Origin of the sequence: Allorhizobium ampelinum S4, assembly GCF_000016285.1 — a bacterium.
Taxonomy (GTDB): Bacteria; Pseudomonadota; Alphaproteobacteria; order Rhizobiales; family Rhizobiaceae; genus Allorhizobium; species Allorhizobium ampelinum.
In genome coordinates this window covers 18,221-42,715 of sequence record NC_011986.1, presented here as the reverse complement: position 1 = coordinate 42,715, position 24,495 = coordinate 18,221, and the positions used below count along the sequence as shown (strand labels likewise).

The window sequence follows — 24,495 nt, the reverse complement described above, 5'->3', positions numbered from 1 at the left end:
ACGGGCAAATGGCTCGTTGCGCCGCTGACACCTCCTATTCGGATTACACCATGAACCTCAAAATTCTGGTGGTTGCCTTACCGCTTTTCGCGAGCGGTTGCGCTGCCACGTTGCCTCCTGAAGTCATCGCTTCGAGCGAAGTTGCCGACTCTACAGCCGGCGTTCGCCCGGTGACTTACTCCAGCCCTGTTTCGGGCTACACGCACCGGATCCCGGTCGATCCCAAACCATGGCGAAATCAGAATGACGCGCAAGCTCCGGAAGGAGACGCGTCATGAGCCTTTTCACTTTTAAATGCGCTGCGACTGTTGCACTGCCGCTCATTCTCGGTGGATGCGTATCATCGACGGAATACTCTGCGACAACCGCCGGGTTTTCTAACGTTTCAAACAAAACGGCCGAGGCGACGGGAAAGGACACCGTTTGGGTGCAGAATCGCCAGGACGCGCAGTTGGTCTCAGGCCGGGTAAAGACGCTCCTCACCAAAAAGACCGTCGACGTCGAGACGGCGGTGCAGATAGCCCTTCTCAACAACAAGGGTCTGCAGGCGGCCTACGCCGATCTTGGAGACTCTTCGGCGGATGCATGGCAGTCCACGATGCTCGTAAACCCGACGGTCGGTATCGGCCTGACGGGGATCGGCACACCCGGTCTCGAAGCTTATAGAGCCATCGAAGGTGTGATCGCCACCAACATCCTCGCACTCGCCACCCACAAGCGGAACGTCGAAATCGCCGATGCCGGGTTCCGCAAGGCACAGCTCGCTGCTGCCGTTCGGACACTTCAGTTGGCGGCGGAGACCCGTCGCGCATGGATAACTGCCGTTGCCTCCTGGGAAACGGTCGCCCAGCTCAGCCAGGCACAAGCCGCCGCCGACGCAGCGTCGGAACTCGCGAAGAAACTTGGCGAAACAGGCTCCATGACGAAGGGAGGCCAGGCCCGCGAGCATGTCTTTTATGCTGAACTGGCAGGCCAGACCGCCAAGGCAAGGCTTGAAGCCCGTCTTGCAAAGGAAGAGCTGACACGTCTCATGGGACTTTGGGGCTCGGACATCGACTATCAGATTCCCAATCGACTGCCGCAGCTTCCCAAGAGTCTTGTCAAGCGAGACCTTATCGAAGCCGAGGCTTTGCAACGTCGGGTGGACCTGCAGATGGCCAAGCTCGACCTCAATACCACCGCAAAATCCTACAAGCTGACGGAAGCGACACGCTACGTCACCGATCTCGAAATCCTGTCCGGGTTCGAGACGGAACGCGAATTGGAGGACGGTGAAAAGAAAAAGGACACGACCGGCAATGTCGAACTGGAATTCGTGATTCCAATCTTCGACAGCGGCAAAGCGCGTATGAGGAAGGGCGAACTGGCCTACATGCGGACGGCAAACCTGCTCGCGGAAAAGGCAGTCAACGTCCGGTCTGAAGCAAGGTCCGCCTATCAGGCCTATCGGTCGAACTACGACATCGCCAGGCACTACCGCAACAGTGTCGTGCCGTTGCGCAGCAAGATCGAAGAGGAATCCCTCCTCACCTACAATGGCATGATTTCCAACACGTTCGAACTGCTCGCCGACAGCCGGGAAAAGGTCAATTCGGTCCTCCTCGCCGTCAATGCAAAACGCGATTTCTGGTTGGCCGAAGCCAATCTCGCACCTGCCATCTATGGCGGCGGCGCGGGTGCAGCAGGTGGTGAGACCGAGGTTGCAGCGGCCGCCGAAAGCGGCGGCGGTCACTGAAAAGGACAAGACAATGTTTAACAGAAGACAAATGCTCGGTGCAGGCGCGGCGCTCGTTTCGACTGCGGCGTGGGCAAAAACGTCAAACATGGGCCTGCCGGAAGCCGCGCTCATGGAAAATGCCGAAACACAGACGCCAGTCAGACCATCGTCAGGACCCAACTATACCCCGGTCGTGACGCTGAATGGCTGGACACTGCCTCACCGCATGAACAACGGCGTCAAGGAGTTCCACCTGGTCGCCGAACCGGTGGAGCGTGAAATGGCCGAGGGGATGACAGCGCATCTCTGGGGCTACAACGGCCAGTCTCCAGGGCCGACGATCGAAGCTGTCGAAGGCGATCGGGTCCGCATCTTCGTCACCAACAAGTTGCCGGAACATACAACCGTCCATTGGCATGGCATGATCCTGCCGTCTGGCATGGACGGCGTCGGCGGTCTGTCGCAACCCCACATCCCCGTCGGCAAGACCTTCGTCTACGAGTTCGACCTCGTAAAATCCGGCACTTTCATGTACCACCCGCATTCGGACGAAATGGTCCAGATGGCGATGGGCATGATGGGATTTTTCGTCATTCACCCCAAGGACGAGACGTTCATGCCGGTGGACCGTGACTTCGTGTTCCTGCTCAGCGCCTACGACATCGATCCCGGAACTTACGTTCCGCGCATCATGGAAATGACGGACTTCAACCTCTGGGCCTGGAATAGCCGCATCTTCCCCGGCATCAGTCCGCTCGTCGTCTCCAAGGACGACCGCGTGCGCGTCCGTGTCGGCAATCTGACCATGACCAATCACCCGATCCACATGCACGGTTACGATTTTGAGGTTACCTGCACGGATGGCGGTTGGGTCAGGCCCGAGGCCCGCTGGCCCGAGGTCAGCATCGACATACCCGTCGGCGCGATGCGTGCCTACGAGTTTGACGCCAAATACCTCGGTGACTGGGCAATCCATTGCCACAAGTCGCACCACACGATGAATGCCATGGGACATGACGTTCCGACCTTCATCGGCGTCGATAAGAAAACGGTCACGGAGAAAATCAGGAAAATCCGCCCGGAATACATGCCCATGGGTACAGCTGGGATGGCCGATATGGGCGAAATGGAGATGGAGATACCGGAGAACACTGTCCCGATGATGACGGGATGGGGAAAGCACGGTCCCATCGAGATGGGCGGAATGTTCTCCGTCGTGAAGGTCCGCGAGGGTATCGCTGCCGACGATTACACCGATCCCGGCTGGTACGAAAACCCGCCCGGTACGCAGGCTTGGGAATGGACTGGCGAACTGCCCGATACGACCAAGGCCAAAGACGCAAAAACCCAGATCACGCCAAAACCAGTGAAACACGGCTGATCCTGTCTCCCAACCAACCAAAGGACAAGAGTATGAAAACTGTAATGATCACACTGTTTCTGGGAGCGCTCGCCACTTCCGCCCTCGCCTCCGGCACCCACGAAGGTGGGCACAACGGGGCTATGGCCGTCGGTGAACCCGGCAAGAAGGCAGAGGCCACCCAGACCATCCGTGTCTCCATGAAGGAGACGGACGACGGCAAGATGATTTTCACGCCAAACACTTTCAAGGTCCGCAAGGGCCAGACGGTCGTATTCGCGATTAAGAATGCTGGTGAACTGGATCACGAGTTTGTCCTCGACCAGGAAGAAAAAGTCATGGAGCACAAGGCCGTGATGGAGAAGTTCCCGGATATGGAACATGACGATCCTAATGCCATCCGCCTGGCTGCCGGAAAGTCCGGCGAGATCATCTGGAAGTTCACCAACGACGGCACCTTCAAGATCGCCTGTCTCGTTCCTGGCCACTACGACGCCGGGATGCACGGCGACGTTACCGTTGCCAAGAAGTAACCCACTACAAGGAGATACAGACATGACTTCATTCATCAAGCTCGCCTCTGCGACGGTACTTGCGCTCACAATGGCTTCCACGGTTTTCGCTGCCGAATTCACCAAGGGCACGGTCAAGAAGGTCGATGCCAAGGCGAAAAAGGTCACTCTCATCCACGAGGAACTGAAGGACCTGGAAATGCCGGCCATGACCATGGTGTTCCGCGTCAAGGACGACGCAATGCTCGGGAAGCTCAAGGAGGGCGCAAGCATCGAGTTCGTCGCCGAGCGCGTCGAGGGCAAGCTAACGGTCACAGAAATCAAATAACGCGATCGGGCCGAGCCTTCCAAACGCTCGGCCCGTTCAGATTCGCCTGGTGATCGTCAATTCGGTTGATGCACCTGCTGACGTCTACTAGCGTCCCGTGCAAAAAGCTGGTGGATTTTAATGCGCCTGCTGATCTTCCCTCTTCACCTGGGGGAAACCCACAACAACAGACAGGCCGGGATCGTTGTCAAGCAGCTCAATAGTCGCCCCGTGAAGACCCACAATAGCTTTGACCAACGTGAGACCCAATCCGGACCCGGCCGTCGTCCTACTCTTCTCAAGCCTATAAAAGCGATCAAAAACTCTCTCACGTTCGTCACGAGGAATTCCTGGACCGTTGTCGGAAACGCTCAGATAAATGGTATCGTCGTTGTAGGAAAGTGATAAAACGATATTAGAGCCAGCTTGGGTGTGGCGCATGGCGTTAGCAAGCAAATTGGCCAACAACTGTCTAACCAAATCTGGATCGCCTTCGATCCAAGAGTCGGAAATGCTGTCGGCAAGCGTGAGGTCGTAACCCGCATCCACGGCTATAGCTTCGTAAACCTCATAAATATCGTGAACCAATGATTTCAGATTGAAAACCCTGAAATTGGTAGTTCGACTGCGCGACTCAATCTGCGCAATCCGAAGAACAGCGTCAAATGTTTCAGACGTAGACTTCAGTTCCACGAGAGCGATCTCAATACCGCTCTTCATATCACCAGGAACATCGGATTGCAGTGAGTCCTCAAGAATCAGAAACGTACGCGCAATTGGCGTTTTTAAGTCATGTGCAACGTCAGTCGTAACCTGCTTCAACGTGATCACGCTTGACTCAAGCCGTGTCAATGCGACGTTGACTTCGGTGGAAAGGACATCAATTTCATCCATACGAGAGGAAATCGGAAGGCGCTTGAAGAGATCGCCATGCCCGATTTCATGCGCAATGGTAGAAAGAACGAAAATGCGCCTACGAGTTCGATGAGCAAAAATCGAAGCTCCGGTCATTCCAACGCCCAAGATTATTGCCGTCGCCCATCCAAAACTTATCAGGACGATTCGAGCCAGTTGGTCCGTGTCGCCGTAGCTAATTCCGACAACCAGGTCATACTCTCCCAGCGGTCCCCGGAATAATTTGTAGTGTGGTGCACTTTCGTATTGGCTGTTAGATCGAAAAGTCGAAAGGCCAATTGGCACATCCGAAAATTTGGCGTTTCCGGCAACCAGGTCGTCTGTCGCACCTCGCAACGTATACACGGTCTCTTCACCCCTAACAGCGGGACCATGACTTTCAATCATCTGAACGGCCCCATTTAGACCGCGCGCCTCGTAGGCTGACGCGATCTCGCGATACCGTTCCATGACGTTAGAATTCAGTCGGTCGTCCAAAAATTTAACAACCATTTGATAAGCTACAATGTTCGCAATCAGGTACGCAGAAACAAAAAGTGAAATGTAGATAATAGCGAGCCTGACGGCGGTACTCTTGAGAAAACTACCCGCGAGCATGCAACGTGTATCCAGTGTTTTTGACGGTATGCAAAAGTGATGTGCTGAAAGGCTTATCTATTTTTGCCCGGAGCCGGCTGATGTGCGTCTCGACGACTGAGCTTTGAGGATCAAAATTAAAGTTCCATATTTTTTCAAGAAACATCGTTTTTGTGAGTACTCGTCCCTCGTTCCTCATCAGTAATTCAAGCAGTGAAAACTCTCGCGGCAATAGTTCAATGAGTTGTCCGGCACGTGAAGTAGTCCTAGCGACGAGATCCATTTCAAGGTCGCCGACCCGCAGCTTGGTCTTCTCAGCGGCAATCGGGGGGCGCCGAACGAGGGCGTTTATACGAGCGACTAATTCCGAAAACGCGAACGGCTTAACGAGGTAATCGTCACCCCCGGCTTCAAGACCCTCCACCCTATCATCCACGCCACTCATTGCCGTCAGAAACAAGACAGGGGTACGCACTGATGCTGCACGCAAACTTTTGACAAGGTTTAAGCCGTCGAGGCCGGGAATCATCCGATCAACAATTAGAATATCATAGCGCGTGTCCAAGCCTGCTGAGAGCCCCTCACGACCATCCCCAATGCAGTCTATCGAATGCCCAGCGGAACTTAAGCCCTTCACAAGGTATTTTCTCGTCGTTTGGTCGTCTTCGATGACCAGTATCTTCATGCCACCCGTCAATCTTTTTCTTTTGGCACAGTGCCTTACACCCTGCAGTCAACGCGATGTGATTGGGGCTTTCTTACGGCAGATTATTGGCGAACGGATTACAAATTTGTATATCACGAGACAGGTGACTGAAAAACAGACCTTCTATCCTTTTGTTGCTGCAGTTCGCAGTGCTAAATAAGGATTTTAGTCATGATCAAACAAATCGTCATATCTGTAGTGGCTGTGATGGCTATTACCCCGACAGCTTTCGCTTACACCAAACTTGATAAGACGGCTTCACCAATAGCCAGTATCATTCAGGGACATGGAACACCCGGCGATACAGCATCGTCTGTATCCAATCCTGATGTCAGCGTCCGCGTTCTGGCTAGCGGTAAGGTAGAACGTACGAACACCCGTTATGGTACGGTCACAATCATTGATCCGAGGGCGGAGTCCGTCAAGAACAACCGCAGGTGATACACTCGGTTCTTCGAAGTTGATTTATCCAGTCCGTTCAGAACTTGTGAATAAACAAACGCAAGTAACCCTTATTCGTGAAAAGACATGCGGATCAATATCGGCTTCGCACTCTCCGACCCCCCATCAGGATAAATCAATGAAAACGTTACTTACAGTAGTTTTTACTGCATTCCTCGCCACTTCCGCCCTCGCCTCCGGCACCCACGAAGGTGGGCACAACGCGGCTATGGCTGTCGGTGAACCCGGCAAGAAGGCAGAGGCCACCCAGACCATCCGTGTCTCCATGAAAGAGACAGCCGACGGCAAGATGATTTTCACGCCAAATACTTTCAAGGTTCGCAAGGGCCAGACGGTTGTGTTCGCGATTAAGAATGCTGGCGAGTTGGATCACGAGTTCGTTCTCGATCAGGAAGAGAAGGTTATGGAGCACAAGGCCGTGATGGAGAAGTCCCCGGATATGGAACATGACGATCCGAATGCCATCCGCCTGGCTGCCGGAAAGTCCGGCGAGATCATCTGGAAGTTCACCAACGATGGCACCTTCAAGATCGCTTGCCTCGTTCCCGGCCACTACGACGCCGGAATGCACGGCGACGTCACCGTTGCCAAGAAGTAACCCGATACAAGGAGAAATCGACATGACCTCATTCATCAAACTCACTTCTGCGGCGGTGCTCGCGCTCACGATGGCTTCCGGGGTCTTCGCTGCCGAATTCACTAAGGGCACGGTCAAGAAGGTCGATGCCAAGGCGAAGAAGGTCACCCTCATCCATGAGGAACTGAAGGACCTGGAAATGCCGGCGATGACCATGGTGTTCCGCGTCAAGGACGATGCAATGCTTGAGAAGCTCAAGGAAGGCGCAAGCATCGAGTTCGTCGCCGAGCGCGTCGAGGGCAAGCTAACGGTCACGGAAATCAAGTAAAGCGATCGGGCCGAGCCTTCCAAACGCTCGGCCCGTCCGACCTCATTCTCCGGATCGAAAATTCTCGATCATGCTGGCTTGGATCATGGATAAAAAATCATCGCCGTTGGGCAACAGTGCAGCCACGCGGGAAATAAGGTCAGCTTCGCTGCGGTTCGTGGTGCTTTCGATCCTATTCGCCAACCTCGTGTTCGGTGACGGCCTCGCGAGCTTTACCACCCATGTCATCGTCAATTCGGTGTATCTGATCGTCAGCGTTGCATCCGTCGCGGCAGCTGTCTATTTCCCCAGACAAAAACACCTCGGCCAGCTGTTCGTGATGCTCGACGCCGCCTTGGTCGTGGTCATTCTCTATGAACACATTCTGGCAAACCCAATTACCCAAGATCATAACCTCACGACATCGAGCCTGGTCGTGTCATTCATTCTTTTGAACCACGTGGGCCTGAAGCTCGATCGCTGGTTGATCGTCGTGTTTTCGACGATCGTGGTGTCGGCATGGGTCCTTATGCTTGCCATCATGGCGTTCCGTCATCACGACAGCTCGCCCGGAACACTATTGGCCAACTTCTTCAACCAGGACCTCGGCCTTACGGTGAGTTTCGCGTTTACCGCGATGGCGGTATATCTGCTGGCGCGCGATCACGACCGCACTGTCAGGCAGGCCTTGAGAATCGAGGAAAAGCGCATGAACCTGTCACGCTTCTTCTCGCCGACGGTCGTCGCCGATCTTCAGACTGCAAGTGCCAGCCTTGACCTCGAGCGGCGGGACGCGGCGATCATGTTTGTCGATATCCGGGACTTCACGTCCTATGCGGAAACCGCTTCCTCACGCGAGCTCGCCTGCGTCCTCGGTGAGTATCGACACATCGTCGCCGGCGCTGTGTTCGCCTATGGCGGGACTGTGGACAAGTTCATCGGCGATGGGGTGATGGCTGTGTTTGGGCAGCCGAAGCCAAAGGCGGACGACGCGCGGCGGGCATTGGCCTGCGCGTTGACTTTGACCGAGGCGCTCGAAGAATGGGGCGGTAAGAAAATCGAGAAGGGCGGCCCCCGTTTGTATGCGGGTATCGGCTTGCACTACGGTACGGTTCTCGGCGGCGTACTTGAAAGCGGTTTCCATGACGAGTTCACCGTGATCGGTGACGCCGTCAATGTCGCCCAACGCCTGGAGTCTCTGGCCAGCCTTTTGAAATCGCCACTCGTAGTCTCGGACCGCATAATCGAAGAAGTCCCGGGTATGTTTGGGCCCAATGATTGGGTGTACACCAATGGCGTCAGTATCCCTGGCAGGAAGGCGTCGGTCAACATTGCCTATATCCGTCGCACTGCCAATCTTGCATCGCCTGCGGGCTATGAAACCGGGGACATCCATACCGATTTCAAAAGATCTTCTTTCCAGTCGCGACCAAGGATACCGCTCGTTGGAATGTAAACCACACCACCGACGAGGACTTTGCCGGGGCTATCACAATGAAATTCCGTCAGGCCGATCGTCACATCGAAGTCGTAGTCCCGGACGAACGAAGTCAGTAGCGAGGTCACAGTCAGATTGACTGTAATATTGTCCCGGAAGTGCGAGACATGAAATGGTGGCCGTTCTGCTGACTGGGCCTGAATGACCGAAGCGTCCTCCTGTTTCGGATTGTTCAGATTCAGTTCGAGGCCGCGCCAGAAGGCGACCGTGTGGTTCGGACTGATCTGAAGGCTCCGGCTTTGCGTCGTGTCGCTCATTTCGACAATGCCCCTCTGCCCTGATCGGTCACGTGTTAAAATGAGACCCCGACGATGAAGTTTCTAATCATGTCCATCAATCAAGTAGCTTTGTTTGATGTCAATCATTCGCTGCTTAATGCCGAGGATCATCTTTCTACACATTGCCTTTATCGCTGATATTTCTTCGTGGGGCAGTTCAAACACAGGATGCATTTGAATATCTGTATGAACCGCCCCGGCTTTGCCGGAGACCGTTTGGTTTAAGTTATGCGGCCATGGCTGGCGCGTCCAGTATGGCGTAGTATCGTTCTTCGGCCTCGGCTGGCGGGATATTCCCGATGGGCTCCAGAAGGCGACGGTGGTTGAACCAGTCGACCCATTCGAGCGTGGCGAACTCCACAGCTTCGAAGTTGCGCCATGGTCCTCGCCGATGGATGACCTCGGCCTTGTAAAGACCGTTGATCGTTTCGGCGAGAGCATTGTCGTAACTATCGCCAACGCTTCCGACAGACGGGTCGATGCCCGCCTCGGCCAGTCGTTCGGAATAGCGAATGGACACGTATTGCGAGCCGCGGTCGGAATGATGAACCAGCCCGCCACGTTTGACGGGCCGCCGATCATGGAGTGCCTGGTCGAGAGCATCGAGGACGAATCCCGCGTGCGCTGTTCGACTGGCCCGCCAGCCAACGATACGGCGGGCGAAGGCATCGATTACAAAGGCCACGTAGACGAAGCCCTGCCAGGTCGCGACATAGGTGAAATCGGAAAGCCAGAGCATGTTCGGCGCGGGAGCCTTGAAGTGGCGGTTGACGCGGTCGAGCGGACACGGGGCAGACTTGTCCGATACGGTGGTTTTGATGGGCTTGCCACGAATGATGCCTTGAAGACCCATCATTCTCATGAGCCTTGCGACGGTGCAGCGAGCAATATCGAAGCCTTCTCGCTGCAACTGTCGCCACACTTTCCGCACGCCATAGACCTGGAAGTTCTCGTTGAACACCCGGCGTATCTCGACTTTCATGGCAATATCATTCCGTTCGCGGGCCGATAGGCGACCCACGTCCGTGCGCTTGGCGACGACCTCATAATAGGTGGACGGGGCAATCGGCAGCAGCCTGCAGATCGGCTCGACCCCGAGCACCGAGCGGTGTTCGTCAATGAAGGAAATCATCGCTTCAGTGGGCGGTCGAGCTCCGCCTGGGCAAAATACGCCGAGGCTTTGCGTAAAATCTCATTCGCCTGACGAAGCTCGCGGTTCTCCCGCTCCAGAGCCTTCATCTTCTCCGCCACGTCACTCGGCAAACCTGCACGCTTGCCGCTGTCGACCTCGGCCTTCTTCACCCATTCATGGAGGGTATGCGCCGAGCAACCGATCTTGGCCGCTATCGATGATACCGCCGCCCAGCGGGAGGGATGTTCGGCTTCATGCTCCGTCACCATCCGAACGGCGCGGGCACGAACTTCAGGAGAGAATTTATTCGTCGTCTTGCTTGTCATAGACCCTACTTCTCACGAGTTGGGGTCTCCGGCAAAGCCGGGGCGGTTCACTGCCGCATATTCAGGCCCGTCGACGCGAAAGGGCAGAAAACACTGGAGCTAAGGCCGAAAACGAGGTCCAGTGGAGTATCTTGCGGATTTCAGTGAATCGGGACAGTTATTTCGGCAAGTCGCGGACAAGCATTTCGCTAAGTCACGGACAGCGGGATCGCTCGAATTCCGCCAGCCTGGTTGCTGTTATGGGTGATTGATTTCGTTTATTTCGGCGCCGGTCAAGAGCGTTGGTGTTTTCCGCCTCCGCATGCTGTCTCCTTCGAGTGTTATACGGTGGGCGTTGTGAACAATACGGTCCAGGATCGCATCAGCTAAAGTTGCTTCTCCGATCATTTCGTGCCAGGCCGCGACGGGAAGCTGGGCTGTGATCAGGGTGGACTTGCGCCGGTATCTTTCCTCGAAGATTTCCAGCAGATCGAGCCGCTGGCGGTCGTTCAAGGTGTGCGTCCCCCAGTCATCCAGCACCAATAGCTGAACGCGTGCAAGCTTATCAATGAGGCGCGGGAAGCGCCCATCCAGCCTTGCAAGCGCGAGGTCTTCAAACAATCGCGGCATGCGAACATAAAGGACGGAGTGGTCGAGGCGGGCCGCCTGGCGTGCAAAGGCGCACGCAATCCATGTCTTTCCGGTGCCCGTCTGGCCGGTCAGGATCAGATTCTCATTTGCCTTGAGCCATGCCCCCTGCGCCAGAGACAGGACGTTACGGCGATCCAGGCCCCGGTGCGATCCAAAATCGATGTCTTCGATCGAAGCATTGGCAAAACGGAGTTTGGCGGTGGCGAGCCTGTTTGTCAGCCTTCGGTCCGTTCTGAGGGCGATCTCCCGGTCAAGCATCAACCCGAGTCGTTCATCAAAGCTCAGGTCGTTTCCATGAGGCTGCTCAAGGAGCTCGCGATAGGCCGTTGCCATGCCGGCAAGGCCAAGCGCGCTCATTTGTTCCAGTGTCGGATGTGTCAGCATCTGATGTCCTTCTTATTGATAGTAGGTTTTGCCGCGGATATTGCCGTGCGGCGGCGCCGGCTTCACGGCCTCGGTCATGACCGGAGCCTGATCGAGACCAGATCTGAGAATATTGGCGACAGACGAATAGCTCAGCGCGTTGATCACCAGCGCCCGCTCGCAAGCCAGCTCCAGACGATCGGATTGGTATCGGCGCCCCAGGGAGAGAACGCCTTGAGCGGATCGGTAGCCCTGTTCGGGATGTGGGCGGTCGCTGAGCAGACGTTCGATAAACGTTGCCGTGTTGATCCCCACCTTCGCTGCTTCCCTGCGCAATGTGTGAGGCGTCGTGTTTGCGTAGCGCTGATGCGCCTTGGGCATATGTTCATTGACGGTGACATGGCCCGAGCGCTGCGAGCTTCGGATGTGGCTTGCGACCCGTTTATGATCAAGGAAGATCTCAACTGCCCGATATGTCAGCCTGACATCGACGCGCTTTCCGATCAGCCCATGCGGTACGGAATAGAAGGTCTTGTCGACCTCGACATGGTAGTCGGGATGGACTTTTGCCGTCTTCCATTCCGCGTACTCGAACGGCGTTGCAGGCAGTGGCTTCAACTGAGCGCGCTCGACTTCATTGAATAGTGCGCGCCGGGACTTGCCATATCGCCGCATCGTCCGGGAATTGAGGTCTTCGATCAAAGCGCTGATGCGGATATTGAGGTCAACGAGACTGAAGAACCGTTCGTTTCGAAGTCTGGCCAGGACCCATCTCTCAACGATTAAAACCGTCCCTTCCGCGGACGGCTTGTCCCGAGGATGCCGTGGGCGGGCCGGAACCACGGTTGTGTCGTAGTGTTCGGCGAAAGCGGCAAACGTCGTATTCAATGTCGGTTCGAACCATAGCGCCTTGGCCACCGCAGACTTCAGATTGTCGCAGATCGTCGTCTTCGTCACGCCGCCGAAGTAACTAAAGGCCCGCTGGTTCGCCTCGATCCAATCCGGCAGCTTTTGGCTGAAGCTGGCATATGCAAACGTCAGTTGGGATGCGCTCAGCACCGCAACATAGATCTGTGCCGAGCGGATCTCGCCGCTCGATGGATCGATGATCGGGATTGTATGGCCGGCATAATCGCATTCCATCGCAACACCAGCAATGTGACGGCTGCGGTAGGTGGGCTTGGCTCGGCTTTCGTGATCGGCAAACCGGCCGCAGAACCATGTATAGCCATAGCCATCCGGATGGGCTTCCCGGTATTCCTGCCAAAGCAAATGGAGCGTGACACCCTTGCGCTTCAATTCGCTGGCCATCTTCGGCCAGTTCGGCTCAACGGTATCGCGTGGAGGTCGTCCCATCCGCCGGAAGAGCCGTTGCTGGAGAACGTCGTCCTCGTCCAGGCCCGGTGGAAGTGGCCAGACCCCAAGGCCGGCTTCTTGAGCCCGCAGAAGATACGTCGAAACCGACGTCTTGCTCATCTTCAGCCGCTCGGAAACGGCACGTATCGACAATCGCTGCTCGAACGTCAGCCGCAGGATCGATCGGATATCCTTCACGTCAGTATGTCTCGCTTGCTTCCGTCTGCGCATAATGTCCTCGCTCAAATCACGAGGTGAAAAATGCCAGATTGGCGCTCACGAAATTCGACCTAAATCCGTCGCGATAACTGTCCGCGACTTTGCGAAATCACTGTCCCGTACTTACTGAAATCGGTGTCCGCGACTTAGTGAAATCACTGGCCGGGACTTTGTGAAACCCGCAGTATCTTTCACGGCCGATGCTATCGATTGCGCCAAGGCTGCGTTAGACGTCAAATATGTTCTGAACCGTTAGTTGCCAATTGCGGCGAAGGTTCGATAAGCGAGCTGGGAGTGGTGAGTGTGGCATTTAACAGAATCATTTGGGGACTAGGGTGGCCTGACGCGTCTCATGGCGAATTAGACTTCCCAGCTGACCGCGTGCCTGACAATGTCGCTGACCCAGCGCTGGCGCTTCTACCCACCCTGTTTATGGCTGAGGGCCGCGAGCCAGATGATCTAGCTCGAGTTGGCTCGATGCAGGTGATTGGTAGATCAAACAGCACCGTGCGGCTGAGGTATCAATACGACCTTTCAGTGCCCATCATCACCCAAGACCGACTTGTAAGCGTAGCGACAGAAATTGGTCTCTCGGGTCACGGCAATGGGAGGAATCGCTTCGATTGGACACATACTCGGTGGACTGTCCAAGACGGTGATCTATATCAAACGATCCTTCGCCTCTTGCTTCATGCACCTTCCTGCAATGCCCCGACGGTCTTCGACGTTTCGGCACCCTCACGCATCGATCCACTACAGGCCTCAGCCATGATGCCGTTCAGCGGCGGTTTTGCTACCGTTTACGAAACGATCGTAGGAGCCGCGGGGATGAGATGTAACCGTGCCGACAACATCTGGGAGCACCACACTATTATCCAAGATGTGGTGTCACTGATAGACCGATCCCGTGTCGTGATCTGCGATCTGACTGGGCGCAATCCAAATGTCTTCTATGAAGCCGGAATATCTCATACGCTTGGACGCGAAGTTATTCTCATTACTCAACATGCGGACGACGTGCCCTTCGACTTGCGGCATATTCGGTACATGACATACCTTAACAACGCGGAGGGGTTGGCTCAGCTGCAGCGGCAGATAACAGATAGAGTGCAGACTATCCTTCGTAGTTAGCTTTTAATCAGAAAATGAGAGGGAGAAGATCAGTAATAGTCGTTAGCAAAGTTGTCCTATTAGTTCTGATCCGGGCGCAAGCGGTCACTGCGATCTCACCCACTCGCAACAGCACGTACAGCTAGGCGTTCAGCCTCACGACCCTTTTTTCCGCCGCGCCAATAGTTTCTCCCCATCTTGTCGAATATTTCCCTCCGGGCCTACGAACCGATAGAGGGTCTGTCTCGTCACCCCAAGTTCGGCGCATAGTTCGCCAACCTTCGTTTCCGGCTTCCCCATCGCCGCCTGCGCAAGTCGAAGTTTTGCAGCTGTCATTTTGAATGGCCGGCCGCCGTTACGCCCGCGTGCCCTCGCCGCCTCAAGTCCGGCCTTTGTCCGCTCGACGATCAGTGCCCGTTCGAATTCCGCTAACGCCGCAAATATGCCGAACACGAGCCGGCCGTTGGCTGTCGAAGTGTCGATCGTTGCGCCTTCGCCAGCAAGCACCTTGAGACCAATATTCCGCTTGGTGAGTTCATCGACCAAGTTAACCAGGTGACGGAGATCGCGGCCGAGTCGATCGAGTTTCCAGACAAGAAGCGTATCGCCAGCCCTAAGGGCCTTTAGGCATGAGGTGAGCCCCGGTCGATCATCTTTTTTCCCGGAAGCCGAGTCCTCATAAATATTGTCACGGTCAACGCCTGCCGCAATTAGAGCGTCTCGCTGTAGATCGTGAACTTGTGTGCCGTCAGATTTCGAGACACGGGCATATCCTAAAAACGTTGTCACATAAACGCTCGTATTTGTTACAGTCAGTGTGGCGGCCGGGAGAAACAGATAGCGCGTCACATAACCCGTGTTTTTTTCTACGTAATGTAAACCTATCTCGATTTAGATTTAATGACAATGAAGCTCACTGAGAGGGGAGAAAGGCGCGCTGCCCTCTCTCCCCCACAAGCACTAAACCGGTTTCCCCATGCTTCAGCCTGCGGCTTGCAGCACCGGTCCGATTTTCTACAAAAAATCCGACGCGGCCCTTCGGGTGGGTGATCCCCCTCCGGTTTAGCGCTTGTCCCCCTCTCTCCAGCTGTTCCGCACGAGCTCGGGAGCAGGACCAGGTCCTGCCCTCCCTTCGATTTGGGAGGTCAAACGGCTTCGGCTGGTTTTGTGGATAGAGGTGAGATGATGAAGCAGGGAATGGAAGACGGTTCGCTCTTCGAGAAAATGGAACGCCACATCGCGGCTCAGATGGCGACGGCTAAGACGGTGAGAGAATGGGACGAAAAGCGAGCGACCGAGCGCGTAAGTCCTGTGATTTATGCCGGGGCTTTGGCTGCTGCATCGAAGGAAGATGAGGCGGCACGACTATCGATCGTCATGCACAAGCCAGCCGACCGAAACGAATCCGACCGCAAACTCGAATATTTAGCTGCCTACATCCTGACAACGCAGGCAGCTTTGGATCCCAAAGAGATGGAAGTGATTCAGACAGAGGCGGACAACCTCACTGTTTGAGTTGGCCTGATAGCTGCTAATATCCGTTCGCAACCCAATCGCCTGAAGTGGATTTCGAATATCCAATAACGCGATCGAGAGGTTGGGCGGACGGGGTAAACTTGATGGACGTAAGACAAGACACTCCCGGCCCGGCTGGATTCTGGTCGCACTCGCCAAGTCGTATTGAGATACGGTCCTCAGATCCGCGAGTTCGCATCGGATTGGAGGAGTAGGCTCGGCGGTATGCCGCCAAGGCCTCTTCTTCGCTCGGGGTCTCCAAGGCCGGGGCTACAAACTCGCGCGGCAGAAGAGACGGATCAGCTTCTATGGCTGCTACAATTTCTTCATGCGTGGGTGCGCGAACTTGCGGATCTGGCTGCGGCATCAAAACGTAAGTTGCGCCGGAGCCGGCAGCAATGCCAACTCCGGTAGCGATTACGAGTAGAATGTTCTGGTTCATGGCGCTGGCCTCATAGATTGAGGTTGAACCAATGACGTTCCTTCACGCCTTTGTCGTTCGGGATATCGAAGTAATAGGGGTCAGCCCTCATTGGCCTTGGCTGCGTGATGACAACTTGGCAGCTGTTGCCAAAGCCGTTGTCATTGTTTGAATTAAGTTCGCGGATTGTGATGCCGGCCTGCTGGTTCGCGCGTTCGTTCCCGTAGAGCGTCCGGAAAGCGCCGCGGTTGCTGCACTGGTTGACCGTCTTTGTGCATACATTCGCCTCGCCACCGCCAAAGAGGGAGTCGTTGTCGCGGCCAGACGATACCCGCCCGGCCTGAAAACCGGCAGGGCAATCTTCAAAAGGTTCATGGCCGGGTTTCCCGGCTTTAGCTTCTTCGCAGATCGGCCACGAAAAGCCGGGCTTCTTCATAGCCGAAATCAATTTCTGCATCGGCGGCACGCAGTACCCAACCCCCTGCCATGAGGGGTTTTTGGACGCTGCGCAAAGGAGGATCTGGCACCCCCAAGACGCATCTTGCGCCCTTGCGGCAGGTGTCATGGCAAAAGCCGCAACACCTGCGGCGACAAAATATAGAGCTTTCATTAGCTTTCCCTCTCTCATTCGTTCACTGCGGAATTGGCCGGTGTGAGATCTTGGCTTCTATCGCGTGGGGGTCTGTTCGGTCGGAGGCCGCATAAATGACGGCGGTGATCAACGAGAATGCTGCAAACCAGAGGATACCGACGCGGTAGAGGAGGGGGCGGTTTGGGATATCCCGGCAAACCGCCGCAAATGCAAAAAAGCCGACAAGATAGCTGTCGAAAGCGAGATGACGCTCGGCCTGGAATAAGGCTGAGGCCACGAGGAGGACCAAAGCGCAGGGGGCGTGGATCCACCACAAACGTTCGCAGGGCACGATCAGGGCGAGCGAAAGGGGAATGGCAACCAATAGCGCCGCCATCGGATCGATAGCGAACGATGTCGCGATATGTGCGATATCCGGCAACTATCGATCTGTCCTCTTAGGTTTGTTGCGTGCGTCAGCAAACGGCGGCGAGATTTCGCTTTTTCGTTCTGCCAAAAGGTTGAAATCCGCCAGAGGTCGCCGCTCAAGGGTCTTATCAACCGCTTTGCGCCGCCATTCGTTCATGTCGAGCACGTAGGTGCCCCACATTCCATAACGGGCGGCCATGGCATCGTGCTGATAGGAAAGGTACTGTTGGTTGGCGTAGGGGGAATCCACTCGCGCCCAGCCTACGCGCAGCATTTCCGTCGCCACGTCTCGGCCTTTGACCGTGCATTGAGCGAGAGGAATGCCATCATTCCCATACCCAAGCGTCGTGCAGACCGTCACCTTGTTGCCAATGGTTCGCTTCAACCAAGCTTTTGCAAGCGGGCCACAGGGAACCGGCATAGGCGCTTGGTTCTTTGTCCGGTCTACCCACTTGGGGTGGAGAGCCCATTGCGGGAGCTCGCATGCATCGATACTCGCGAGGCGGACCTTATAGCCACGTCCGAGAGAGCCATACCAAAGAGTGCGGCCGTCCAGAACGGTTACAACGCCTTTGAAGACCGGCAACCTGACGGGCGCGGAATCGACGGGTGGTGCAACGCGCCCCGAGTAGCGCGGGGTATAGTATTGTAGGTCGGCGGCCATTGAAGGTGTGGCAATCGCAGCGATAATGACGCCGAACAGGGGAATATGTTTCATTGCTCCGCCTTCCTGGCGCGCTGATTGGCTTCTCGGCTGAGGGTGATCGACGGGTGCTGGACGTCTTTGAACTGCCAGAGACCCGCCTTTTTCTGCTGGGCCATCTGTTCGGCCACAGAGTAGGGGACATGATATGGAAGTCCGTCGCTCTTCAATGCAGCAAACGCGTACCCACTGCTGACGAGAACCTGCCCTAGATCCAGCCGCTGGCTCCCAACGGTCGCGTAACAAATGACATATGAAATGTTGTTTGCCTTAGCGACTGGTGCGCAAATCGGCTGTGTGTCCTTGATATACGCGGCAAGAACAGCAAGGGACGCCTCGCCGCAATCGCGAGTATTACCGTGGGCATCGGTATAGTTGGTGCCGCGCAAACATGACTGTATGCCATAGAGACGGAACCGCTCTCCATTGGACACCCATGTGTCTCCGGTCTCGAGCGTTATCCCGTCTGGCTTTAAATCGAAATAGCCCTCCGGGGCTGCGATAGCCCAGGAAGGCATCAATGCCGCCATAAGAAGAGCTATCCGCCTCATTGCGACTTTACCCGCGGATCAGCCCACATGCCGAAGTCGCCCTTTTTCCCGAGCTTCTCGGCTTCTTGTAGATCAGGCCGCTCCACCGAACCATCAGGCTTCTTGGCGAGACGAAGAGCGCCCAGAGAGAGAAGCTGCTCTTCGAAATTATCGACCGAGTCCATGGCACCAGGGTAATTGTAGTACCCGTAGCACGTTGCATTCTGCATCGTCGCCCCCTGCTCGCTGACGAAAGCGCGGCAGAAAACGACCTTTGGGCTCTGCAACATGACCTGAAGCTGCTTAAGAGCATAGTCATCACAGGTTCCCGCATAATCCTCGGTCCGGTTGACCAGATCCCCCTTACACGGCTGGAGACCGTACAGATGTACTGTCGTCTTATCGTCAATCTTGAAGTCGGTTCCGGATACAGCCTTGAACCCTGAGGCTGTTGCATAGCCCTTCCGGTCAACGACCTTCCCATTGCCGTCATAATACTCGATCACCAAAGCCGTCTTACCGGGGGCGGCGAGCGACTTGACGTAATCCTTGTTGATTGCCGGCGCGGCAAAAGCTTGTGTTGCCATTGCGCAACCTGCGAGTGCGGTAATGATGGTCCGTATCATTTTCTAGCCCTAACCATCTTGGTACAACGGATTCCCTTGAGAAAGGGGGTTTAACACTGGCACAAAAACTTGTAAGTCTGAGCCAAATCGGTATCATACAAGCATCAACTTAATCGGTTTTCTTCCTAATCACAACACCGTTTGGCAGGCGGAGACGATGGAAAACAGGGCTCGCATGGCAGGCTTTTCAGGCACCACCGTCCTTTTGGGGACAGCTCTCGTCGCGCTGTGGTCGGCCAACTTTGCATATGCCCAAGATGCTGTAAAAAATACCAGAATAGCTAGCGCATACAATGGAAGCGAAGCGTCTGGATCACCGTCACTTGCAACCAATTTCGCTGAAAGATGGGCTGGCGAGGCTGTTCCAGCGAAAGAATTTGTCTTGGGCGCTGATGGCGTAGTGAAGGACGCGAACAAGCAAAACAGCACGACCGAGACTGCGGCTTCACCAGATACTAATATTGGCGCAACAGAAACGCCGTATGTGGATGTGACAGGATCAATAGGCGGCTCTCCGACTGCTTCTCGTGCGACCGGTTCACTTAGCCAAATTGGCGCAGGAAACGTGTTAGCTTCGCCCGTAATGGGGGCAAAAGAGTGTGGCGCATCTCCGATGACGCCGGACGAGATCAAAGCTTTGGTTGTAGAGACCGCGCGCCGCCATCAGGTTGATGAGGGGTTTGCTGTGGCAATCACTTGGGCCGAAAGCAGGTTTGACGTGGTTCGCAACTCTCCCAAAGGAGCTCGTGGCCCCATGCAGCTTATCCCCGATACCGCAACGAGGTTCGGCGTCGTTGATATCTGCGATCCACGGCAGAACATCGAGGGTGGCATCAAGTATCTCCGGTTTCTGCTCGATGAGTTTCAAAATCCTCTGCTCGTAGCCGCTGCATACAACAGCGGCGAGAACCGGATCTACGAATATGGCGGCGTTCCGCCCTTTCAGGAGACGGTCGGGTACGTAGCAAAAGTCCTCAATTTTCAGCTTGGTCTTCCGATGCCTGTGGGCAAGCGGAAGGCCGGAAATGTCGTCCGTGAGGCAGCGGCGACGAATACGGCCAACGGTAGCGGGGTAATTGCCGTTGAGAAAACCGGCAAGTTTGTCGGTGGCGTGATGCACTTCTAAGGAGAGAGTCAGATGAAAAAGGTGAAGTTGGGTCAATCCCAGGCGGTTAAGATGATCGCGCTTCTTGGCGTGGTCGCGGCGGTGCAGATCGTCGGCGCGGAGTTGGCGTTTGCCCAAGGGGCAGGCGGCGGAGGCAGTGGTGCTTTCGGCCCTATCCAGACCGCCGTGCAGATGATCGTGGATTTCATCACTGGCCCATTTGGCCGGTTGTTGGCGATCATTGCCGTTATCGCCCTGGGCTTCATGGCATTTGCCGGTCGTTTGTCTTGGTTTACAGCCGGCGCGGTCGTTATTGGTATCGGCCTCGTCTTCGGCGCTCCGGCCATTGTTGATCAGATGATTTCTTCGGTGGGCGGGCAGTAAGTTGAGCGAGTTCTCGGATGAGAAGCCGGCGCTCACGCCTTTGGTGATCGGTCTGACCCGATCACCAACCCTATGGGGCGTGCCATACATGGCGGTGGTGCTGATCATCGGCCTCACCATCATCGGATGGCTTGCGTCGAACCATCTCGCGGCACTTCTGCTCGCGCCTGTGGGCTATCTCGTCCTTTTCTCGCTTTGCACATGGGACGCGAAAATTCTCGACGTGCTTCAGGTTTCGTCACGCAAGACACCCCGCACTCCCAATAAGCGCTTTTGGGGCACCAACTCGTACGGACCATAATCATGCTGAAAGTCATCAAAGAAGAGCTAGGATTTGGGAAGGTCGCCGGAAACGAGCGGCCTATGTCCGTTCATATTCCCTACATGCGGCATGTCTCGGACACGGTGATAGGTCTCGAGAATGGATCACTCGCCAGTGTCATCAAGCTCGACGGCTTGTTTTTCCAGACCGAAGACCAGGCCGAATTGAATATGCGATCAGTCGTCCAGAACACGATGATACGCGCGCTCGGCTCAAGCCGGTTTTCCCTATGGTCAACCGTGATCCGTCGCGAGGTCGAGACCGAGATCGGCGGAACGTTTGATCAATCATTCTGCGACATCCTGAATACGCGATACATGGGTCAGCTTCGCAAGAAGCGCATGTTCACCAACGAGATCTACTTGACGATTGTCCGTTCGGGCATGCGCGGCGCGCTTGGTGTTGGCGACTCTCTCAAGCGGATTTTTACGCAGTCCAACAAGGACGCCAAAACACAAGCCACGCGCGAAGAGGTAACGGACCTAGAGGAACTGATCGGGAATATCGTCCGTGAACTGAGTAAATATGGAGCCCGCTCGCTCGGCATAACCTATCGGAAGAAGTCCGATGATATTGCAAAGATCGAGGGGCAGGAGGAAGAGACCAAGGGCGAACCGTATTCCGAGCCCTGCGAATTCTTCAATTCTATCCTCACGGGGAGTGTGTCTCGAAAGATGCGACTGCCGCGCATGGGCATTCGCAACTTCATTGGAACATCTCGTCTCCACTTCGCCAAGCGCGCCTTTCACGCGCAAGCCGCCGTGGACGAAGATTCGCGGTATGGCGCACTGCTGTCCATCAAGGAATACCCTCCTTTCACTGGACCTGGCATGTTGGACGGACTGTTACAGGTGAACCATGAGTTCATCCTGACGCAGTCATTTACCCTTGCAGACAAGCCAATTGCGCAGGAGCGCATAACGCGCCTTCAGAGGCAAATCCGTGCCTCGGATGAAGCTGGGACGTCTGTAGAATCTGACATCAATTTTGCTCTCGACAGTATGCTGAATCAGGAAGCCGTGTTTGGCTTCCACCATTTTTCGCTACTTTGCATTTCCCGGGACCTCGAAGGCTTGAGCCGCTGCGTTTCGGAACTTGGTGCATGCCTCACGGACATGAATATCAACTGGCTGCGTGAAGATCTCAATCTTGAGGCAGCGTTTTGGGCGCAGTTGCCCGGTAACCATTCCTATATTGCTAGAAAGGCGATGCTCTCCAGCTCGAACTTCTCGGGCCTGTCATCAATGCACAATTTCGCCAGTGGTCAGGCGGAACGTACGCATTGGGGCCTTCCCATCACGATCCTTGAGACGACATCGCAGACGCCCTACTGGTTCAATTTCCACCGCCGCGATATCGGGCATTTTACCGTCACAGGACCGACCGGCTCGGGTAAAACTGTCGGTTTGAGTTTCCTGCTCGCGCAGGCCATGCGAGTTTCCCCAACACCCCGCGCCGTCTTTTTTGATAAGGACCGCGGAGCCGAAATCTTCGTTCGAGCCATCGGCGGATCTTACGAGATCCTTTCCCCGGGTACACCAACTGGATTCAATCCGCTCCAGTTGGAGAACACGGGACCAAACAGAGAATTTCTTCAGCGCCTTCTCAAGGCGATGCTCGGTGGACGTGATCGCCGCGACTTCACCCAGGAAGATGAAGATATCATAGAGCGCGCTGTGGTCCGCCTCATGGAAGAACCGGCACAACAGCGAAACCTCACCAACCTTGGCAACCTGCTTATGGGCCGTGCCCGTGCTGATGCCAATGACCTCTATTCTCGACTTCGTCCTTGGACCGAGGGCGAAAAGGCTTGGCTCTTTAACGCTCCACACGATGTGCTGTCCTTCTCTGGCCGGACGGTGTTCGGCTTTGACATGACCAGTATTCTTGGGAACGAAGAACTGCGGACGCCCGCCCTCATGTATCTCTACCATCGGCTTGATGAACTGCTGGATGGCAATCCGGTCATGTTCTTCATGGACGAAGGCTGGCAGCTGCTCCTCGATGAAACTTTCAGCGCGTTCATTGTCGACAAAATGAAGACCATTCGTAAGCTCAACGGCATCGTGGGCTTTGGCACTCAATCGGCCGCCGACATTGCAAAGTCGAAGGTCTCTCACACGCTCATTGAGCAGTCTTCCACGAACATTCATTTCCCGAACCCGCGTGCAGACGAAGAGAGCTACATCAAGCGCTTCGGTCTCACGGTGAAGGAATACAACTTCATCAAGAACACCCCGCCCGAAAAGCGAACCTTCCTGATCAAGCACGGCAATGACTCAGTCATCGCCCGGCTCGACCTTTCGAGCATGCCCGATCTCGTCAAGGTCCTGTCCGGGCGTAAGGAGACGATCGAGGAGTGCGCCGCACTCCGCGAACAATATGGAGACGAGCCGGAAAACTGGTTGGCTAAATTTTGCGGATGGGAGAATGCTGAATGAGGAAAAGTCCCACTCTGGTGCTGCTTGCTACAGCCATGTCGATTGGCGCTCCAAGCGCAGCCTTTACGCAGGTTCCAATCACCGACGCCGCACTAACGGCGGACGACACGGTGAGGGAGAAAACAACCGACGACATCAAGGAAACAGACAAGAAACGCCATACTGTCAGCACCAGCGTCACTTGCTCGATGTACAAAAAAGGCAAGGGAGGCGACGCGCCGTCTGCCGCGCAAGCTAATCCGGAGATCGTCGGCCTCGTAAAGCGCGTTGCCCAGGAAGAGGGCGTAGACGAAACGCTGTTCATGTCTCTTGTCTATCAAGAGAGCCGCTTCAACCCCTGCGCAAAATCACCGGTAGGCGCGACGGGTCTATCGCAGCTTATGCCAGGAACCGCAAAGGACCTCGGCGTTGACCCAAACAACATTGAAGACAACCTTCGGGGCGGCGCGCGGTATCTCAAGCAACAGCTGAAGCGTTTCAACGGGAATACGAACCTCGCTCTGGCCGCTTACAATGCTGGCCCTGGCAACGTGCAGAAGTATGGCGGCATCCCACCATTCAAAGAAACCCAAGGCTATGTCGCGAGCATCACGAAACAATGGATGCCGCAGTTTGGCGGGTCGGATACCTCAAACATTCCGATGAACTATGGAGGAGGCAGCACAGCCTTCTCGGGTGCTCGTGACAGCTCGATGAACGCTATGGCGACGAGCCAGTCCATCACGGAAAGCAGTGGCAATGTCAGTTCGTGGTTGCAGCAGCTCGGGCAGATGCAGACGGGCACGATCCAAGACAGCTGGGACCAGAACTCAGGGGCTCGAAACGCGAATCTCGAAATGATGAATCAGGTCATTCGTCTTGGAGCGACAATGGCTGAACTCATGAACTCGAAGAACGCGCTGGATCTCGGTGAAAGATCCGGCTCGTCTCGCACGAGCTCGGTGAAGAAAAACGACGATAAAGACCCCGAAACGGTGAAGCTCTGTGACCCGGCGCTGAACGTGGAGTGGAACGAGAAGGAACAAGCTTGCGTCCAGAAGAGGGAACGGGCGTCCGAAATGAAACTGATGTTGAGTACACAATAAAGGAGAACTGCC

General features: G+C 55.4%; 27 protein-coding genes and 1 other annotated feature. Of the genes, 15 read left to right on the top strand and 12 right to left on the bottom strand.

The genetic code is table 11. The features are described from left to right. Positions 1-8 precede the first annotated feature (8 nt). The 5 genes from AVI_RS30225 to AVI_RS28690 are packed head-to-tail and all read left to right on the top strand — an operon-like array spanning position 9 to position 3,917. Positions 9-278, top strand: coding sequence for a hypothetical protein (locus tag AVI_RS30225; RefSeq protein WP_012653048.1), 270 nt, complete (start codon positions 9-11; stop codon positions 276-278). Next, positions 275-1,735 carry a TolC family protein gene (locus AVI_RS28705; protein WP_012653047.1) on the top strand — a complete coding sequence of 487 codons (1,461 nt, stop codon included), beginning with the start codon at positions 275-277 and terminating at the stop codon, positions 1,733-1,735. Before AVI_RS30225 ends, AVI_RS28705 begins: the two co-directional genes overlap by 4 nt. Positions 1,736-1,748: 13 nt before the next feature. Beyond that, the gene (locus tag AVI_RS28700; protein WP_012653046.1) at positions 1,749-3,098 is read left to right on the top strand and encodes a multicopper oxidase family protein; all 1,350 of its coding nucleotides are present in this window, start codon (positions 1,749-1,751) and stop codon (positions 3,096-3,098) included. Between the two features lie 32 nt (positions 3,099-3,130). Further along, a complete protein-coding gene (locus AVI_RS28695) occupies positions 3,131-3,610 on the top strand; it encodes a cupredoxin domain-containing protein (protein ID WP_012653045.1) in 480 nt (159 codons plus the stop codon). 22 nt (positions 3,611-3,632) lie between these two features. Continuing rightward, the gene (locus AVI_RS28690; RefSeq protein ID WP_012653044.1) at positions 3,633-3,917 is read left to right on the top strand and encodes a copper-binding protein; all 285 of its coding nucleotides are present in this window, start codon (positions 3,633-3,635) and stop codon (positions 3,915-3,917) included. A 117-nt stretch (positions 3,918-4,034) separates the two neighbouring features. On the opposite strand, the gene AVI_RS28685 is transcribed toward AVI_RS28690, so the two are convergent. Both AVI_RS28685 and AVI_RS28680 read right to left on the bottom strand, forming a co-directional pair. Beyond that, a complete protein-coding gene (locus tag AVI_RS28685) occupies positions 4,035-5,408 on the bottom strand; it encodes a sensor histidine kinase (RefSeq protein WP_012653043.1) in 1,374 nt (457 codons plus the stop codon). Beyond that, complete coding sequence (locus AVI_RS28680; RefSeq protein ID WP_012653042.1) at positions 5,395-6,072, bottom strand: response regulator; 678 nt, start codon at positions 6,070-6,072, stop codon at positions 5,395-5,397. The genes AVI_RS28685 and AVI_RS28680 overlap by 14 nt, the downstream gene beginning before the upstream one ends. Before the next feature lie 192 nt (positions 6,073-6,264). Here AVI_RS28680 and AVI_RS30220 point away from each other — a divergent pair, with 192 nt between their 5' ends. The 4 genes from AVI_RS30220 to AVI_RS28665 all read left to right on the top strand — a co-directional run bounded on the left by AVI_RS30220 (position 6,265) and on the right by AVI_RS28665 (position 8,895). Further along, positions 6,265-6,534 (top strand): hypothetical protein, encoded by a 270-nt coding sequence (locus tag AVI_RS30220; protein WP_012653041.1) that lies wholly within the window; start codon positions 6,265-6,267, stop codon positions 6,532-6,534. Positions 6,535-6,673: 139 nt separating this feature from the next. Beyond that, positions 6,674-7,153 carry a cupredoxin domain-containing protein gene (locus tag AVI_RS28675; protein ID WP_012653040.1) on the top strand — a complete coding sequence of 160 codons (480 nt, stop codon included), beginning with the start codon at positions 6,674-6,676 and terminating at the stop codon, positions 7,151-7,153. A gap of 22 nt (positions 7,154-7,175) precedes the next feature. Next, entirely contained in the window at positions 7,176-7,460 is a 285-nt protein-coding gene (locus AVI_RS28670; RefSeq protein WP_012653039.1) for a copper-binding protein, read from the top strand. Positions 7,461-7,545: 85 nt separating this feature from the next. After that, the gene (locus AVI_RS28665; RefSeq protein ID WP_012653038.1) at positions 7,546-8,895 is read left to right on the top strand and encodes an adenylate/guanylate cyclase domain-containing protein; all 1,350 of its coding nucleotides are present in this window, start codon (positions 7,546-7,548) and stop codon (positions 8,893-8,895) included. Here the strand turns inward: AVI_RS28665 and AVI_RS30215 are convergent. From AVI_RS30215 to AVI_RS28635, 5 genes are all read right to left on the bottom strand, one after another. Next, complete coding sequence (locus AVI_RS30215) at positions 8,814-9,194, bottom strand: hypothetical protein (protein ID WP_234689410.1); 381 nt, start codon at positions 9,192-9,194, stop codon at positions 8,814-8,816. The two genes, AVI_RS28665 and AVI_RS30215, sit on opposite strands and share 82 nt — an antisense overlap. Positions 9,195-9,441: 247 nt before the next feature. Next, positions 9,442-10,673 (bottom strand): IS3 family transposase gene (locus AVI_RS28660; RefSeq protein WP_085946666.1). Its coding sequence is split into 2 segments (ribosomal slippage): positions 9,442-10,382 and positions 10,382-10,673, totalling 1,233 coding nucleotides; the frame shifts between segments, so codons are not numbered across the junction. After that, positions 10,273-10,389, bottom strand: a sequence feature (AL1L pseudoknot). It overlaps the preceding gene by 117 nt. A 237-nt stretch (positions 10,674-10,910) precedes the next feature. Then, the gene (gene istB / locus AVI_RS28650) at positions 10,911-11,687 is read right to left on the bottom strand and encodes an IS21-like element helper ATPase IstB (protein ID WP_012653035.1); all 777 of its coding nucleotides are present in this window, start codon (positions 11,685-11,687) and stop codon (positions 10,911-10,913) included. Between the two features lie 12 nt (positions 11,688-11,699). Further along, the gene (istA, locus tag AVI_RS28645) at positions 11,700-13,253 is read right to left on the bottom strand and encodes an IS21 family transposase (RefSeq protein ID WP_012653034.1); all 1,554 of its coding nucleotides are present in this window, start codon (positions 13,251-13,253) and stop codon (positions 11,700-11,702) included. Positions 13,254-14,507: 1,254 nt separating this feature from the next. After that, positions 14,508-15,140: a recombinase family protein gene (locus AVI_RS28635; protein ID WP_012653032.1), complete on the bottom strand. Its 633-nt coding sequence runs from the start codon at positions 15,138-15,140 to the stop codon at positions 14,508-14,510. Between the two features lie 393 nt (positions 15,141-15,533). On the opposite strand from AVI_RS28635, the gene AVI_RS28630 reads away from it, so the two are divergent. Then, positions 15,534-15,866, top strand: a complete 333-nt coding sequence (locus AVI_RS28630; RefSeq protein WP_012653031.1) for a hypothetical protein — start codon at positions 15,534-15,536, stop codon at positions 15,864-15,866. 452 nt (positions 15,867-16,318) lie between these two features. Here the strand turns inward: AVI_RS28630 and AVI_RS28625 are convergent, their stop codons facing one another. From AVI_RS28625 to AVI_RS28605, 5 genes are read right to left on the bottom strand one after another with little or no spacing between them, the layout of a single operon-like run. Beyond that, complete coding sequence (locus AVI_RS28625; RefSeq protein WP_041700148.1) at positions 16,319-16,897, bottom strand: hypothetical protein; 579 nt, start codon at positions 16,895-16,897, stop codon at positions 16,319-16,321. A gap of 22 nt (positions 16,898-16,919) precedes the next feature. Continuing rightward, entirely contained in the window at positions 16,920-17,300 is a 381-nt protein-coding gene (locus AVI_RS28620; protein ID WP_012653028.1) for a hypothetical protein, read from the bottom strand. After that, entirely contained in the window at positions 17,301-18,005 is a 705-nt protein-coding gene (locus tag AVI_RS28615) for a thermonuclease family protein (protein ID WP_012653027.1), read from the bottom strand. Next, positions 18,002-18,541 (bottom strand): thermonuclease family protein, encoded by a 540-nt coding sequence (locus AVI_RS28610; protein ID WP_012653026.1) that lies wholly within the window; start codon positions 18,539-18,541, stop codon positions 18,002-18,004. The genes AVI_RS28615 and AVI_RS28610 overlap by 4 nt, the downstream gene beginning before the upstream one ends. Continuing rightward, positions 18,538-19,146 carry a hypothetical protein gene (locus AVI_RS28605; protein WP_012653025.1) on the bottom strand — a complete coding sequence of 203 codons (609 nt, stop codon included), beginning with the start codon at positions 19,144-19,146 and terminating at the stop codon, positions 18,538-18,540. The genes AVI_RS28610 and AVI_RS28605 overlap by 4 nt, the downstream gene beginning before the upstream one ends. A 157-nt stretch (positions 19,147-19,303) precedes the next feature. Between AVI_RS28605 and AVI_RS28600 the strand changes: the two genes are divergently transcribed. From AVI_RS28600 to AVI_RS28580, 5 genes are read left to right on the top strand one after another with little or no spacing between them, the layout of a single operon-like run. Then, positions 19,304-20,272: a lytic transglycosylase domain-containing protein gene (locus AVI_RS28600; protein ID WP_012653024.1), complete on the top strand. Its 969-nt coding sequence runs from the start codon at positions 19,304-19,306 to the stop codon at positions 20,270-20,272. Between the two features lie 12 nt (positions 20,273-20,284). Further along, positions 20,285-20,635, top strand: coding sequence for a TrbC/VirB2 family type IV secretion system protein (locus AVI_RS28595; RefSeq protein ID WP_012653023.1), 351 nt, complete (start codon positions 20,285-20,287; stop codon positions 20,633-20,635). A gap of 1 nt (position 20,636) precedes the next feature. Further along, on the top strand, positions 20,637-20,936 hold the full coding sequence (locus tag AVI_RS28590) for a VirB3 family type IV secretion system protein (protein WP_080517092.1): 300 nt from the start codon (positions 20,637-20,639) through the stop codon (positions 20,934-20,936). Positions 20,937-20,938: 2 nt separating this feature from the next. After that, a complete protein-coding gene (locus AVI_RS28585) occupies positions 20,939-23,398 on the top strand; it encodes a VirB4 family type IV secretion/conjugal transfer ATPase (RefSeq protein WP_012653022.1) in 2,460 nt (819 codons plus the stop codon). Next, a complete protein-coding gene (locus AVI_RS28580; RefSeq protein WP_012653021.1) occupies positions 23,395-24,483 on the top strand; it encodes a lytic transglycosylase domain-containing protein in 1,089 nt (362 codons plus the stop codon). Before AVI_RS28585 ends, AVI_RS28580 begins: the two co-directional genes overlap by 4 nt. Positions 24,484-24,495: the final 12 nt, after the last annotated feature.

Coding starts and splice junctions, on each gene's coding strand:
- AVI_RS28700 (WP_012653046.1), top strand. CDS start 1,749: ATGTTTAACAGAAGACAAATGCTCGGTGCAGGCGCGGCGCTCGTTTCG.
- AVI_RS28690 (WP_012653044.1), top strand. CDS start 3,633: ATGACTTCATTCATCAAGCTCGCCTCTGCGACGGTACTTGCGCTCACA.
- AVI_RS28705 (WP_012653047.1), top strand. CDS start 275: ATGAGCCTTTTCACTTTTAAATGCGCTGCGACTGTTGCACTGCCGCTC.
- istA (WP_012653034.1), bottom strand. CDS start 13,253: ATGCGCAGACGGAAGCAAGCGAGACATACTGACGTGAAGGATATCCGA.
- AVI_RS28630 (WP_012653031.1), top strand. CDS start 15,534: ATGATGAAGCAGGGAATGGAAGACGGTTCGCTCTTCGAGAAAATGGAA.
- AVI_RS28665 (WP_012653038.1), top strand. CDS start 7,546: ATGGATAAAAAATCATCGCCGTTGGGCAACAGTGCAGCCACGCGGGAA.
- AVI_RS28610 (WP_012653026.1), bottom strand. CDS start 18,541: ATGAGGCGGATAGCTCTTCTTATGGCGGCATTGATGCCTTCCTGGGCT.
- AVI_RS30220 (WP_012653041.1), top strand. CDS start 6,265: ATGATCAAACAAATCGTCATATCTGTAGTGGCTGTGATGGCTATTACC.
- AVI_RS28695 (WP_012653045.1), top strand. CDS start 3,131: ATGAAAACTGTAATGATCACACTGTTTCTGGGAGCGCTCGCCACTTCC.
- AVI_RS28615 (WP_012653027.1), bottom strand. CDS start 18,005: ATGAAACATATTCCCCTGTTCGGCGTCATTATCGCTGCGATTGCCACA.
- AVI_RS30225 (WP_012653048.1), top strand. CDS start 9: ATGGCTCGTTGCGCCGCTGACACCTCCTATTCGGATTACACCATGAAC.
- AVI_RS28600 (WP_012653024.1), top strand. CDS start 19,304: ATGGAAAACAGGGCTCGCATGGCAGGCTTTTCAGGCACCACCGTCCTT.
- AVI_RS28680 (WP_012653042.1), bottom strand. CDS start 6,072: ATGAAGATACTGGTCATCGAAGACGACCAAACGACGAGAAAATACCTT.
- AVI_RS28675 (WP_012653040.1), top strand. CDS start 6,674: ATGAAAACGTTACTTACAGTAGTTTTTACTGCATTCCTCGCCACTTCC.
- AVI_RS28580 (WP_012653021.1), top strand. CDS start 23,395: ATGAGGAAAAGTCCCACTCTGGTGCTGCTTGCTACAGCCATGTCGATT.
- AVI_RS28685 (WP_012653043.1), bottom strand. CDS start 5,408: ATGCTCGCGGGTAGTTTTCTCAAGAGTACCGCCGTCAGGCTCGCTATT.
- AVI_RS28670 (WP_012653039.1), top strand. CDS start 7,176: ATGACCTCATTCATCAAACTCACTTCTGCGGCGGTGCTCGCGCTCACG.
- AVI_RS28585 (WP_012653022.1), top strand. CDS start 20,939: ATGCTGAAAGTCATCAAAGAAGAGCTAGGATTTGGGAAGGTCGCCGGA.
- AVI_RS28595 (WP_012653023.1), top strand. CDS start 20,285: ATGAAAAAGGTGAAGTTGGGTCAATCCCAGGCGGTTAAGATGATCGCG.
- AVI_RS28605 (WP_012653025.1), bottom strand. CDS start 19,146: ATGATACGGACCATCATTACCGCACTCGCAGGTTGCGCAATGGCAACA.
- AVI_RS30215 (WP_234689410.1), bottom strand. CDS start 9,194: ATGAGCGACACGACGCAAAGCCGGAGCCTTCAGATCAGTCCGAACCAC.
- AVI_RS28625 (WP_041700148.1), bottom strand. CDS start 16,897: ATGAAAGCTCTATATTTTGTCGCCGCAGGTGTTGCGGCTTTTGCCATG.
- istB (WP_012653035.1), bottom strand. CDS start 11,687: ATGCTGACACATCCGACACTGGAACAAATGAGCGCGCTTGGCCTTGCC.